General features: G+C 68.7%; 11 protein-coding genes and 1 riboswitch. Of the genes, 9 read left to right on the forward strand and 2 right to left on the reverse strand.

The window, feature by feature from the left end; all coding sequences use genetic code 11:
• Positions 1 to 41: 41 nt before the first annotated feature.
• On the reverse strand, positions 42 to 971 hold the full coding sequence (locus ACZ5TO_RS06475; protein WP_464798050.1) for an IS110 family RNA-guided transposase: 930 nt from the start codon (positions 969 to 971) through the stop codon (positions 42 to 44).
• A 401-nt stretch (positions 972 to 1,372) separates the two neighbouring features.
• Positions 1,373 to 1,695: riboswitch (cobalamin riboswitch) on the forward strand.
• A 110-nt stretch (positions 1,696 to 1,805) separates the two neighbouring features.
• On the opposite strand from ACZ5TO_RS06475, the gene cobU reads away from it, so the two are divergent.
• From cobU to cobO, 5 genes are all read left to right on the forward strand, one after another.
• Complete coding sequence (gene cobU / locus ACZ5TO_RS06480; protein WP_464799938.1) at positions 1,806 to 2,330, forward strand: bifunctional adenosylcobinamide kinase/adenosylcobinamide-phosphate guanylyltransferase; 525 nt, start codon at positions 1,806 to 1,808, stop codon at positions 2,328 to 2,330.
• Between the two features lie 3 nt (positions 2,331 to 2,333).
• On the forward strand, positions 2,334 to 3,383 hold the full coding sequence (gene cobW / locus ACZ5TO_RS06485; protein ID WP_464799939.1) for a cobalamin biosynthesis protein CobW: 1,050 nt from the start codon (positions 2,334 to 2,336) through the stop codon (positions 3,381 to 3,383).
• A gap of 235 nt (positions 3,384 to 3,618) precedes the next feature.
• Positions 3,619 to 7,683 (forward strand): cobaltochelatase subunit CobN, encoded by a 4,065-nt coding sequence (cobN, locus tag ACZ5TO_RS06490; RefSeq protein WP_464799940.1) that lies wholly within the window; start codon positions 3,619 to 3,621, stop codon positions 7,681 to 7,683.
• Positions 7,680 to 8,069, forward strand: a complete 390-nt coding sequence (locus ACZ5TO_RS06495; protein WP_464799941.1) for a GFA family protein — start codon at positions 7,680 to 7,682, stop codon at positions 8,067 to 8,069. Before cobN ends, ACZ5TO_RS06495 begins: the two co-directional genes overlap by 4 nt.
• A 1-nt stretch (position 8,070) precedes the next feature.
• Positions 8,071 to 8,712 (forward strand): cob(I)yrinic acid a,c-diamide adenosyltransferase, encoded by a 642-nt coding sequence (gene cobO, locus ACZ5TO_RS06500; RefSeq protein ID WP_464799942.1) that lies wholly within the window; start codon positions 8,071 to 8,073, stop codon positions 8,710 to 8,712.
• 138 nt (positions 8,713 to 8,850) lie between these two features.
• Here cobO and ACZ5TO_RS06505 read toward each other — a convergent pair whose 3' ends face one another.
• Positions 8,851 to 9,636, reverse strand: a complete 786-nt coding sequence (locus tag ACZ5TO_RS06505; protein ID WP_464799943.1) for a TSUP family transporter — start codon at positions 9,634 to 9,636, stop codon at positions 8,851 to 8,853.
• Between the two features lie 272 nt (positions 9,637 to 9,908).
• Between ACZ5TO_RS06505 and ACZ5TO_RS06510 the strand changes: the two genes are divergently transcribed.
• Genes ACZ5TO_RS06510 through cobD form a run of 4 tightly spaced genes read left to right on the forward strand, consistent with a single transcriptional unit; the run spans position 9,909 to position 13,532 of the window.
• Positions 9,909 to 10,382, forward strand: a complete 474-nt coding sequence (locus ACZ5TO_RS06510) for a cobalamin biosynthesis protein (protein WP_464799944.1) — start codon at positions 9,909 to 9,911, stop codon at positions 10,380 to 10,382.
• On the forward strand, positions 10,382 to 11,224 hold the full coding sequence (gene cobA, locus ACZ5TO_RS06515; RefSeq protein ID WP_464799945.1) for a uroporphyrinogen-III C-methyltransferase: 843 nt from the start codon (positions 10,382 to 10,384) through the stop codon (positions 11,222 to 11,224). Before ACZ5TO_RS06510 ends, cobA begins: the two co-directional genes overlap by 1 nt.
• Positions 11,221 to 12,528: a cobyrinate a,c-diamide synthase gene (locus ACZ5TO_RS06520; protein ID WP_464799946.1), complete on the forward strand. Its 1,308-nt coding sequence runs from the start codon at positions 11,221 to 11,223 to the stop codon at positions 12,526 to 12,528. Before cobA ends, ACZ5TO_RS06520 begins: the two co-directional genes overlap by 4 nt.
• A complete protein-coding gene (gene cobD / locus ACZ5TO_RS06525; RefSeq protein WP_464799947.1) occupies positions 12,525 to 13,532 on the forward strand; it encodes a threonine-phosphate decarboxylase CobD in 1,008 nt (335 codons plus the stop codon). The genes ACZ5TO_RS06520 and cobD overlap by 4 nt, the downstream gene beginning before the upstream one ends.

The following is a 13,532-nucleotide window of genomic DNA, read 5'->3' on the forward strand; positions in this document are numbered from 1 at the left end:
TCCCTTCGCCCCGCTTGCGGGGAGAGCGACTGTCTTTGTGGTCAAGCGTTTTTCCATGGTTTACCGTCGCGAATGATTGCGTTGAGGATGGTGAGGAGTTTTCGCATTGTCGCGACGATGGCGACGATCTTCGGCTTGCCGGCAGCCACGAGCCTGTCGCGGAAAGCCTTGAGGACCGGGTTGTGACGGGACGCCACGAGGGCGGCCATGAAGAGCACGGCGCGCACCTTGCCGCGACCGCCGCCGATGAAGCTCCTGCCTCGCCATTTGCCCGATTGCCGCGTGAACGGCGCGATCCCCGCCAGTGAGGCGATCTGGCGCCGATCGAGCGTGCCGAGCTCGGGCATCTCGGCAATCAGCGTGCGGGCGGTGGTCGGCCCGACACCCGGCACAGACGTCAGAAGCGCCTCGCGCACCCGCCACAAGGGCGACTTGCGAATACGGCCGTCGAGCTCGTCGTCCAGGCTTGCAAGTTCGTGCCGGAGCGCGGCAAGCAGGCGCTTGATGCTCTTCTGTGTCTCCTTCGTCTGCGCCATCCGCGCCCGGTTCTCTTCCGCCGTGATCATCTGCACGATCTGGCGGCGGCGCGACACGATGGCCGAGAAGGCTTCACTCTCCTCATCGCGCAACGGCCGGATATCCGGTTTCGTCGCCGCCACGAAGGCTGCGATCACCGCCGCGTCGATCGGGTCGGTCTTGGCACGTTTGCCCAGCGCATTGGCATAGGAACGAACCTGCGCCGGATTGACCACGACAACGGCAAGGCCGGCCGATGACAGGCCCGCAGCCGCAAGCATCTCGTAACCGCCGGTCGCTTCCAGCGCCACGACATCGGCCTTTGCCTCTCGCAGCCGGGTGATCAGTCCATCCACGCCGGCATGGTCGTTGCCGACAAGGAAACTGTCACCGGCCGGAAGAACATGCACATCCAGCCGGTCCTTCGAAACATCAATGCCAACGATCACGTCCATCCTGTCCCATCCTTGCCTAAGCGGGCTTCGCATGCGCGAGCGGCCCTGGCGACTGTTCGGGTTCGATGGAACGGCGGATGAAGACCCAGGCTCTCCCACGGGCTTGGTGTCCCAAAGGTGCTGCGGTCTCTCATCCGCCACCGCAATCGGCAGTACAACGCCAATCCCGGGCAAAGGGAAGTTACAAGTTACAAAGGTGGCCCGAAGGGTCGGATGAGGGGGCAAGCGTGCTGTATTCGCCTGCGGCTCCCCCTCATCCCGCTGCCGCGACCTTCTCCCCGCCGGGGAGAAGGGGCAGGTGGCACTCACCGAACTCCATCTGCGAGCGCCCGCCTGACGGGGCGGCGACGGCACAGCCGATGGCGCTCCCGGTCGATTGACTTGGCCGGGCGGGGCGCATAATCATCCGGCAATAGGATGGTTCCCGGGCCGGCAGCCGGTTCGGGAATAAATGGGAACGTGACACGGTGGACCCAAGCCGGGCGCCGCAATCACGGCCGACCCCGCGACTGTAGAGTGGCGAGGGACGATCATCCGGAAGCCGGGCGCATGTCCGGCCTTCGGAAAAGCCACTGGACGGCAATGCGATGAGCCGGGGCCGGACGCCTCTTTTTCTACGAATCGTCCACCCTTCGCAATTGCCTCCGGGAAGGCGAGACCGTTCCGCCGGTGCCTTGCACCCGACGCTGCGAGCCAGGAGACCTGCCATCCGGCAAAGGGCATGTCGCCCGACCTGGGGAGGATTCCCCGTTGCCAGCACGGAGGTTGTCATGGCGATACCGAGATTCTTTTCCGGCCGCATAGCGCGCGCCATGCCTGCCTGAGCTGGCCGCAATGGCCCATTCCCCGTCTTCCGCCGTGCTCGTCCTGGGCGGCGCGCGCTCCGGCAAGTCCTCCTTTTCCGAACGGCTGGTCGGCGAGAGCGGCCTCGAGCGCCATTACATCGCGACCGGCCGGGCGTGGGACGAGGAGATGCGCGAGCGCATCGCCCGCCACCGGGAGGACCGCGGCCTCGGCTGGGTCACCCATGAGGAGCCTGTCGCGCTCGCCGACCGCATCGCCGCCGTCGCGCGCGCGGACAGGGCCGTGCTCGTCGACTGCCTCACGCTCTGGCTCACCAACCTCATGCTGGAGGAGCGGGACATCGCCGCCGAATTCACCGGCCTCCTTGCCGCCATTAACGCCGCGCCCGGCCGCCTCGTCCTCGTCTCGAACGAGGTCGGCCTCGGCATCGTGCCGGAAAACCGCATGGCGCGCGAATTCCGCGACCATGCCGGGCGGCTGCACCAGCAGGTGGCCGCCATCGCATCCGAAGTCTATCTTGTCGCGGCCGGACTGCCGCTGAAAATGAAGGGTTGAGCCATGCTGCAACAGAAGATCCCCGCCACCGTCATCACCGGCTTCCTCGGCGCGGGCAAGACGACGATGATCCGCAACCTCCTGCAGAATGCCGGCGGAAAACGCATCGCGCTCATCATCAACGAGTTCGGCGACCTCGGCGTCGACGGCGACGTGCTGAAGGGCTGCGGCGCGGAGGCCTGCACCGAGGACGACATCATCGAGCTCACCAACGGCTGCATCTGCTGCACCGTCGCCGACGATTTCATCCCCACCATGGCGAAGCTCCTTGAGCGCGAGAACCGTCCGGACCACATCGTCATCGAGACGTCGGGCCTTGCCCTGCCGCAGCCGCTCGTCGCCGCCTTCAACTGGCCGGAGATCAAGACGCAGGTGACGGTGGACGGCGTCATCACGGTGGTCGACAGCGCCGCCGTCGCCGCCGGCCGCTTCGCCGACGACCACGACAAGGTCGATGCGCTGCGCGTCGAGGACGAGAACCTCGACCACGAAAGCCCGCTGGAGGAGCTTTTCGAGGACCAGCTCACCGCCGCCGACCTCATCGTGCTCAACAAGACGGACCTTCTCGATGCCGAGGGGGTGAGGACGGTTCGTGAGGAGGTCGCCTCCCGCATCGCCCGCAAGCCCTCGATGATCGAGGCGAGGAACGGCGAGGTCGCCGCCGCCATCCTGCTCGGCCTCGGCGTCGGCTCGGAGGACGACATCGCCAACCGCAAGTCGCACCACGAGCTGGAGCACGAGAACGGCGAGGAGCACGACCACGACGAGTTCGACAGCTTCGTCGTCGACCTGCCGGCCGTCGCCGATCCGGCCGCCTTCGTCGAGCGCCTCAAGGGCGTGATCGCCGAGCACGACGTGCTGCGTCTCAAGGGCTTCGCCGATGTGCCCGGCAAGCCGCTGCGCCTGCTCATCCAGGCCGTCGGCAGCCGCATCGACCACTATTTCGAGCGCGCCTGGGCGCCCGCCGAGACCCGCGGCACCCGCCTCGTCGTCATCGGCCTGCACGACATGGACGAACAGGCCGTGCGCGCCGCCATCGCCGCGGCGGTGTGATCGAGGTGAGCATGCGGCGGTCTCCCTCTCCGGTGTTTCAGGCGCGGCGTGCCGCGCCGGTGGATCCTCGGGTCAAGCCCGAGGATGACGGCGGGGAGGGCTGGTTGCCGGCAGAAGCGTCGGTTTTGCATGCCGCATCGGTCGATAGGTTCCGTCACTTCTCCTCCTCTCCGTCATCCTCGGGCTCGACCCGAGGATCCACCCCCACGGCACACCCGCAGGAAGGAGGCGCCGCATGCATCTCCTCCTAGCGCAGAAGGGCACCATCGCCGACGGCAGGGAGGCGATCGACCTCGGCCAGACGCCCGGCGACGTCCTCTTCCTTTCCGCCGCCGACACGGAGCTGGCCTCGGTTGCCGCCGCGCACCGCGCGCGGGGCGGAAACACGCGCCTTCGCCTTGCAAGCCTTGCCACGCTCTCGCATCCCATGTCGGTCGATACCTATGTCGAGCGCACGGCGCGGCACGCAAAGCTCATCGTCATCCGCGCCCTCGGCGGCGCGAGCTATTTCCGCTACGTGCTGGAGGCGCTGCTGGCGACGGCCGTGGCGAACGGCATCCGGCTCGTGGCGCTGCCCGGCGACGACCGGCCGGACGAGGGGCTCATCCCCTTCAACCGGATCGACGAGGCAGACCGCGCGAACCTCTGGGCCTATCTCACCGAGGGCGGCGCGGACAATGCCGGCCGCTTCCTCGCCTATGCCGACGCGTTGGTTTCCGGCGGCGAGAAGCCGGAGCCCGCGACCCCGCTGGACAAGGCCGGCATCTGGTGGCCGGGACGGGGCGTGGTGGATGCCGCGACGTGGCGGGCGTTGGCGGGTGGCATACCCCCCTCTGGCCTGCCGGCCATCTCCCCCTCAAGGGGGGAGATCGATGGAGGGATGGTTTCCCCGAACTCAGACGTCACTGAGATAGGAAGCGCAGGCTCCCAGCCAATCTCCCCCCTTGAGGGGGAGATGGCCGGCAGGCCAGAGGGGGGTAACGCCCCCGCCGCCGCCATCTGCTTCTACCGCGCCTATGTCCAGAGCGGTGAGACGCGCCCCGTCGAAATGCTGATCGAGGCGCTGGCCGCCGAGGGCGTGCGTGCGCTGCCGCTCTTCGTCTCCAGCCTCAAGGAGCCCGTCTCCGTCGAGACGGTGCGCGCCGCCTTTACCGAAATACGGCCGGAGGTGGTGCTGAACGCCACGAGCTTCGCCGTCTCCGCCCCCGGCGCGGACCGCAAGCCGACCGTGCTGGACGAGACCGGCGCGCCGGTGCTGCAGGTCGTTTTCTCCGGCTCCTCGCGCGCGGCCTGGGAGGCCTCGGGGCAGGGGCTGACGGCACGCGACCTCGGCATGAACGTGTCGCTTCCGGAGGTCGACGGCCGGGTGCTTTCCCGTGCCGTCTCCTTCAAGGCCGCCGCGCGCTACGACGATGGCGTCGAGGCCAATATCGTCAGCCTCGATCCCGTCGAGGACCGCATCCGCTTTACCGCGCGCCTTGCCGCCGGCTGGGCGCGGCTCCGGCGCGCGACGCCCGCGGAGCGCCGCGTCGCCCTCGTCATGGCCAACTATCCGAACCGCGACGGCCGGCTCGGCAACGGCGTCGGCCTCGATACGCCCGTCGGCACGCTGGAGGTGCTGCGCGCCATGGCGGCGGCAGGCTACGCAGTCTCGGACCTGCCGGCGGACGGCGACGCGCTGATCGCCCACCTCATGGCGGGCCCGACCAATGCGGCGAATGACGGGCGCGAGATCCGCGAGACGCTTTCGCTCAAGGATTACAAGGCCTTCTTCGCCGCGCTTCCGGAATCGATTCAATCCGGGATGACGGCCCGCTGGGGTGCGCCGGAGGCCGATCCCTTCGTCATCGGCGACGTCTTCGCGCTGCCGCTCGCCCGCTTCGGCGAAACGCTGGTCGGCATCCAGCCGGCGCGCGGCTACAATATCGATCCGAAGGAGACGTATCATTCGCCGGACCTCGTGCCGCCGCACGGCTATCTCGCCTTCTACGCTTTCCTCCGGCAGAGCTACGGCGCGCACGCCATCGTGCATATGGGCAAGCACGGCAATCTCGAATGGCTGCCGGGCAAGGCGCTGGCGCTGTCGGAAGCCTGTTATCCGGAAGCCGTGCTCGGCCCGGTGCCGCATCTCTATCCCTTCATTGTCAACGATCCGGGCGAGGGCACCCAAGCGAAGCGCCGCTCGGCCGCCGTCATCATCGACCATCTGACACCGCCGCTCACGCGCGCGGAGACTTATGGCCCGCTCAAGGACCTCGAAGCCCTCGTCGATGAATATTATGACGCCTCGGGCGGTGATCCGCGGCGCATCAAGCTGCTGACGAGGCAGATCCTCGACCTCGTGCGCGACATCGGCCTCGACCGCGACGCCGGCATCGCGACCTCGGACGGCGAGGAGACGGCACTGCAGAAGCTCGACGCCTATCTCTGCGACCTCAAGGAAATGCAGATCCGCGACGGCCTGCACGTCTTCGGCGTCTCGCCCGAGGGGCGGCTTTTGACCGACCTCACCGTGGCGCTCGCCCGCGTGCCGCGCGGGCTCGGCGAGGGCGGCGAGGCGAGCCTGCAGCGGGCGATTGCGGCGGATGCGTTTGGTGCGGAAACACCCCCCTCTGGCCTGCCGGCCATCTCCCCCTCAAGGGGGGAGATCGATGGAGAGATGGCTTCCCCGAACTCAAGCGTCGCTGCGGAAAAAGGAGCGGGCTTCCAGCCAATCTCCCCCCCTGAGGGGGAGATGCCCGGCAGGGCAGAGGGGGGTATCCCGCCCGCTGCCTTCGACCCCCTCGATTGCATCCCCTCCGACCCGTGGAACGGCCCGCGCCCGCAGATCCTCGCGGAGCAGTCCGACGCCCCCTGGCGCAGCAAGGGCGACACCGTGGAGCGCATCGAGCTTCTGGCCGCCGGGCTGGTGGAGAGAACGGTCGCGTGCCCGGACGAGTGGCATGCCACCCGCGCGGTGCTCGACGCGATCGAGACGACGATCCGCCCGGCCATCGCCGCCTGCGGCCCCGCGGAGATTACGGCGCTGATGACGGGTCTCGACGGCCGCTTCGTCGAGCCCGGCCCCTCCGGCGCGCCGACGCGCGGGCGGCCGGACGTGCTGCCGACCGGCCGCAACTTCTATTCCGTCGACAGCCGCGCCGTGCCGACGCCGGCCGCCTGGGAGCTCGGGCGCAAATCGGCCGAGCTGCTCGTCACCCGCTACGCGCAGGACCACGGCGAATGGCCGACCTCGTTCGGCATCACCGCCTGGGGCACCTCCAACATGCGCACGGGCGGCGACGACATTGCGCAGGCCATGGCGCTGATCGGCGTCAAGCCGACCTGGGACATGGCGTCGCGCCGCGTCACCGGCTTCGAGATCATCCCGGCGGCGATGCTGCGCCATCCGCGCGTGGACGTGACCCTGCGCATTTCCGGCTTCTTCCGCGATGCCTTCCCCGAGCAGATCGCGCTCTTCGACCGCGCCGTCAGGGCCGTCGGCGCGCTGGAGGAGGACGATGCGGACAATCCCATCGCCGCGCGCATGCGGGCCGAGGCGGCCGCGCTGATGCAAAAGGGCGCGTCCGACGACGAGGCCGCGCGGCAGGCGGGCTTCCGCATCTTCGGCGCGCAATCCGGTGGTTACGGCGCAGGCCTCCAGACCATGATGGACGAGGGCCTGTGGACTGACCGGGGCGATATTGCCGAGGCATGGCTCGCCTGGGGCGCGCATGCCTATGACGGGACAGGCGACGGCGTGCCGATGCGCGAGCGGCTGGAGGCGCGCATGAAGAGCCTTCAGGCCGTCGTGCAGAACCAGGACAGCCGCGAGCACGACCTGCTCGACAGCGACGAATACTACCAGTTCGAGGGGGGCATGGCGGCGGCCGTCGAGCATCTCTCCGGCAAGCAGCCGACCGTCTACCACAACGACCTCTCCCGGCCGGAACGGCCGGTGGTGCGCACGCTGGAGGACGAGATCGGCCGCGTGGTGCGCGCCCGCGTCGTCAACCCGAAATGGATCGACGGCGTCATGCGCCACGGCTACAAGGGCGCCTTCGAGATCGCCGCGACGGTCGACTTCATGTTCGCCTTCGCCGCGACGACCGGCGCCGTGAAGGACCATCATTTCGAGGCCGCCTATCAGGCCTACGTGCTCGACGAGCGCGTGCGCGATTTCCTGATGGACAAGAACCCGGCGGCGCTCGCCGAGATGGCGGCGCGCTTTTCCGAGGCGATCGACCGGGGTCTCTGGACGCCGCGCTCCAACTCCGCGCGCTTCGAGCTCGACCTGCTGGGCAGGAGGAGGGCATCGTGACGAACCTTACCGGGCGCTGCCTCTGCCGCGCGCTGACATACACCGTCTCCGGCGCCGTCATCAGCACGGGCCATTGCCATTGCGAGAGCTGCCGGCGCGCCACGTCCTCGCCGGTCACCACCTTCTTCTGCGTGGCCGCGAGCGACCTGGCGTTTACGGGCGGGACGCTGCGGCACTACGCGTCGTCGCCGGGCGTGCGGCGCGGCTTCTGCGGCAATTGCGGCTCGCCGATGAGCTACGAGACCGACAAGCGGCCCGGCATCGTCGATCTCTACGTCGCCACGCTCGACGACGCGTCGGGCATAACGATCACCCAGCACGGATTTTGGAACGAGCGGGTCTCCTGGCTGCATTGCGAGGACGACCTGCCGAAACGGGAAGGTTGACATGACAGACCACCACGACGAGACCGTCGGCATGAGCGAAGCCGAGCTTGCCCGCCATGCCGAGAAGATGGCGAAGAAGAAGAACGCCCGCGAAAAGATCATGGCGACGAAGACGGACGAGAAGGGCCTGATCATCGTCCACACCGGCAAGGGCAAGGGCAAGTCGACCGCCGGCTTCGGCATGATCTTCCGCCACATCGCCCACAAGATGCCCTGCGCCGTCGTGCAGTTCATCAAGGGTGCGATGGTGACGGGCGAGCGCGAGCTGATCGAGGCGCATTTCTCCGACATCTGCCAGTTCTACACGCTCGGCGAGGGTTTTACCTGGGAAACGCAGGACCGCGCCCGCGACGTCGCGATGGCGGAAAAAGCCTGGGAGAAGGCGAAGGAACTGATCCGCGACCCCCGCAACTCCATGGTGCTGCTCGACGAGATCAACATCGCGCTGCGCTACGACTATCTCGACGTGAACGCGGTCATCGACTTCCTGAAGACCGAGAAGCCGGCGATGACCCATGTCGTGCTGACGGGCCGCAACGCCAAGGAAGAGCTGATCGAGATCGCCGACCTTGCGACCGAGATGGAACTGCTGAAGCATCCGTTCCGCTCGGGGATCAAGGCGCAGCAGGGCGTGGAGTATTGAGGGAATTTGCCCCTCATCCCCCTGCCGGGACCTTCTCCCCGTAAACGGGGAGAAGGAGGAAAACGGTGCGCCCATCGTTCCTCGCCCCGCTTGCGGGGAGAGGATGCCGGCAGGCAGGTGAGGGGCAACTTCCGCCTCTCACCACCCCAGCCACACCCGCAGCGGATGGCTCGGGTCGGCCATCAGGCGGATGGCGAGGGCGATGGAGGTGACGACCAGCAGCGGCTTGATGATCTTCGCGCCGCTTCGCATCGCCACGCGCGAGCCGGCCTGCGCGCCGAGGAACTGGCCCGCGCCCATGACGAGGCCGACCTTCCACAGGATGACGCCGTAGGACAGGAACACGGCGAAGGCGCCGACATTGGAGCCGAAATTGAGGAGCTTGGTGTGCGCCGTCGCCTTCAGCACGCCGAAGCCGGCGAGCGTCACGAAGGCCAGCATGAAGAACGAGCCGGTGCCCGGGCCGAACACGCCGTCGTAGAAGCCGATCAGCGGCACGACCGTGACGGTGAAGAGGAAGACGCTCAGCCGCCGGTGCTTGTCGATGTCGCCGATATTCGGCTTCAGCCCGAAATAGAGCGCGATGGCGACGAGCAGGAACGGCAGGATCGCCTTCAGCACGTCGCCCGGCACCACGGTCGCCAGGAGCGCGCCGAAAGCCCCGCCGAGCGCGGAAAGCGCGGCCATCGGCAATTGCTCGGCAAGGCGTACATGGCCGGCGCGGGCATAGGCGATCGTCGCCGAACTGGAGCCGAAGAGGGACTGCAGCTTGTTCGTGCCCAGCGTCTCCAGCGGCGGAATGCCGGCGAGCAGCATGGCGGGAATGGTGATCATCCCCCCGCCGCCGGCGATGGAATCGATGAAGCCGGCAAGGAAGGCGGCAAGGAACAGGAAGACGAGGACGTGAAGGGCGATGTCGGCCAAGGCGGGACTCGGGGAAAACGAGGACGGTCGCCTGCGTTCTGTCAGACTGCGCAGGGAAATGCAAAGCCGCCCGTATCCCATGGCCCTGCCGCATCCCGCGCGCTTCATGCCGCAATCCGGTTTGACCGGCCTTCGCCGCTCCGGTACTAAGAGGAAAGCGACGGTGCCCCGAGCGGGCCGAGCGGTGTCCGGTGCGGCCGACCCAGAGGGGCCATATCCGGAACTGTCGGAAAGGCATGGGCCCTTCGCGGGAATTTTGCGGAAAGACGGCCATGCACGCTGAAGCCACCCCCATGGATGCCCGACGCTTCCTCGTCGTCGGCCTCGGCTGCGAGCGGGGAACGCCGCCCGCCGAGCTTGTCGATCTCGCCCGCTCCGTCGTCGATCGCCCCGAGGACGTCGCCTTCGTCGCGACGCTCGACGTGCGGGCCGACGAGCCGGCGATGCATGCCGTTGCCCGCCATTTCGCCGTGCCGCTGGTGACCTTCCCGGCCGACCGCCTCGAGGCCGAGACGCCGCGGCTTGCCAATCCCTCCGCCGTCGTCTTCGCCCATGCCGGCTGTCACGGGGTCGCCGAGGCGGCGGCGCTCGCCAAGGCCGGGGCGCATGCGCGCCTTGTCGTGGAAAAGACGAAATCCGCCCGCGCCACCGTGGCGATTGCGGAATCCTTTCAGGGGCTTGCGCCTCTTTCCTTGGAAAGCGATTCGCCTTCCTCATTCATCGATTCAAGCCGGGGAGGCGCCTGATGCAGGGCCTGTTTTCCGCTCTTCCGCCCATGGAAAAGGGCAGCGTCTGGCTGGTCGGCGCGGGGCCGGGCGATCCGGGCCTCCTGACGCTGCATGCCGCCAACGCCCTCCAGCAGGCCGACGTCGTCGTGCATGACGCGCTGGTCAATGCCGAGTGCCTGTCGCTCGCCCGTCCCGGCGCCCTCCTCGAATTTGCGGGAAAGCGCGGCGGAAAGCCCTCGCACAAGCAGCGCGACATCTCGCTGCGGCTTGTCGAGCTGGCGCGCGCCGGGCACCGGGTGCTGCGCCTCAAGGGCGGCGATCCCTTCGTCTTCGGGCGGGGCGGGGAGGAGGCGCTGACGCTGATCGAGCACGGCGTTCCCTTCCGCATCGTGCCGGGCATCACGGCCGGCATCGGCGGGCTTGCCTATGCCGGCATTCCGGTGACGCACCGCGAGGTCAACCATGCCGTGACCTTCCTCACCGGCCACGATTCCTCCGGCCTGGTGCCGGACCGCATCGACTGGGAGGGCATCGCCAGGGGCTCGCCGGTCATCGTCATGTACATGGCGATGAAGCATATCGGCCAGATCGCCGCGAACCTCATTGCCGGCGGCCGCTCGCCGGACGAGCCCGTCGCCTTCGTCTGCAATGCGGCGACGGCCGGCCAGCAGGTGCTGGAGACGACGCTTTCGCGCGCCGAGGCGGATGTCGAAGCCGCCGGCATCGAGCCGCCGGCCATCGTGGTCGTCGGCGAGGTGGTGCGCCTTCGCGCCTCGCTCGACTGGATCGGCGCCTTGAAGGAGGGTCGCAGGCTCTCGCCCGACCCGTTCGGCGCGCGCGAGATGAAGGACCCGGCATGAGCGGATTGCTCATCGCCGCGCCCGCGTCCGGCTCCGGCAAGACGACGGTGACGCTCGGGCTGGCGCGCGCGCTTGCCAATGCGGGCCTCCGCCTCGTTTCCGGCAAGGCCGGGCCGGATTATATCGATCCCGCCTTTCACGCGGCTGCAAGCCGCGGGGCCTGCCTCAATTACGATCCCTGGGCGATGCGGCCGGAGCTCATCCGCGCCAATGCCGCGATGCAGGCGGAGGCGGGCGATTTCCTGCTGGTCGAGGCGATGATGGGCCTCTTCGATGCGGCCGCCGACGGCACCGGTGCGCCGGCAGACCTTGCCGCGCTGCTCGGCCTTCCGGTGGTGATGGTGGTCGATTGCTCGCGCATGTCGCAGTCCGTCGCCGCGCTCGCGCAGGGCTACCGGGATTTCCGCCGCGATATCCATGTGGCGGGCGTCATCCTCAACAAGGTCGGCAGCGCCCGGCACGAGGCCATGCTGCGCGGCGCGCTGGAGGCGGCGGGCATCACCATCTTCGGCGTGCTGCGCAGCGATCCGGCGCTCGCCTTGCCGGAGCGCCACCTCGGCCTCGTGCAGGCCGGCGAGCATGCCGCGCTCGAAACCTTCATCGCCCATGCGGCCGATGTCGTCACGCGCTGCTGCGACCTTGCGCGGCTCACCGACGTCGCCGCCATGCACCGGATGCTGCCCGCGGCGCCTTCCGTCTCGCGCCTGCCGCCGCTCGGCCAGCGCATCGCGATTGCGCGGGACCGGGCCTTCGCCTTCCTCTACGAGCACCTGCTTGCGGGCTGGCAAGGGGCGGGGGCGAGCCTTTCCTTCTTCTCGCCGCTTGCCGACGAGGCGCCCGCGGCCGATGCCGATGCGGTCTATCTGCCCGGCGGCTATCCCGAGCTGCACGGGCCCGCCCTTGCCAATGCCGGCCGTTTCCGCCAAGGCATGCGGGAAGCGGCGGGCCGGGGGGCGCGCATCTACGGCGAATGCGGGGGCTACATGACTCTGGGGGAAGCGTTGGTCGCCGCGGACGGTTCCCGCTACGAAATGCTCGGCCTCCTGCCGCTCGTCACCAGCTTTGCCGAGCGCCGCCGCCATCTCGGCTATCGCTGCGTCACGCCGCTCGCCGGCTCCGGTTTCTCCGGGGCCATGACGGCGCACGAGTTCCACTATTCCACCGTCGTGGAGGAGGGGGCGGCCGAACGGCTCTTCTCCGTCACGGATGCAACGGGCGAGAACCTCGGCGAGGCCGGCCTTCGCCGCGGCACGGTCGGCGGGTCCTACATGCATCTCATCGACCTTGCGCCGGAGGGGGCATGAGCGCGCCGCGCATCGCCCATGGCGGGGGCATCGCCGCCGCCGCCGCGCGCTTCGGCGGCCGGCCGGAGGACTGGCTGGACCTTTCCACGGGCATCAATCCCAATCCGGCCGCGCTTCCCGAAATCGACGCTGCCGCCTGGCATCGCCTGCCGGACCGGCACCGGCAGGACGAGACCCGCGCCGCCGCTGCCCGCTACTACGGCACGCCACAGGCCCTGCCGCTGCCGGTGCCCGGCACGCAGTCCGTCATCCAGCTCCTGCCGCGCCTCGTTCCGGCGGGCCGGCGCGTCGCCGTGCTCTCGCCGACCTACGGCGAATATGCCCGGGTGCTCGGCAATGCCGGCGTGCTGGTGGATTGCGTGGCAAGCCTCGATGACGTGACCGACGCCCACGGCCTTGCCGTCGTCGTCAATCCCAACAACCCGGACGGCCGGCTTTTCTCGCGCGAAACCCTCATCGATCTCCATGCCCGCATGGCGGCGAGTGGCGGGCTTCTCCTCGTCGACGAGGCCTTCGGCGACATGCGGCCGGAGGCGTGCATCGCGCCGCTGGCGGGGAAGGTCATGCCGGGGCTTCTCGTCTTCCGTTCCTTCGGCAAGTTCTTCGGCCTTGCGGGCCTGCGCCTCGGTTTCGCCATCGGCCCTGCCGGTGTGCTGGAGCGCCTTGAGGACTGGCTGGGCCCCTGGGCCGTCTCCGGGCCGGCGCTGGCCGTCGCGACCGGGCTGATGGCCTCCGATACCGATGCCATCCGCCGCGCGATCGAGGCGCGCAAGGCGGGACTCGATGCCGCTCTTTCGGCGGCGGGCCTGAGGATTGCCGGCGGCACGGGCCTCTTCTCGCTGGTCGAGCATGAAGACGCGGCAGTGCTCCACGAATCGCTCTGCCGCCGCCACATCCTCGTCAGGCCCTTCGACTATAACCGGCGCTGGCTGCGCTTCGGCCTTGCGCCGGACGAGGCGGGCGATGCACGGCTCTCGGCGGCGCTGGCCGGGGCGACGGGCTGA

This window comes from Shinella sp. Sh6 (assembly GCF_055392685.1).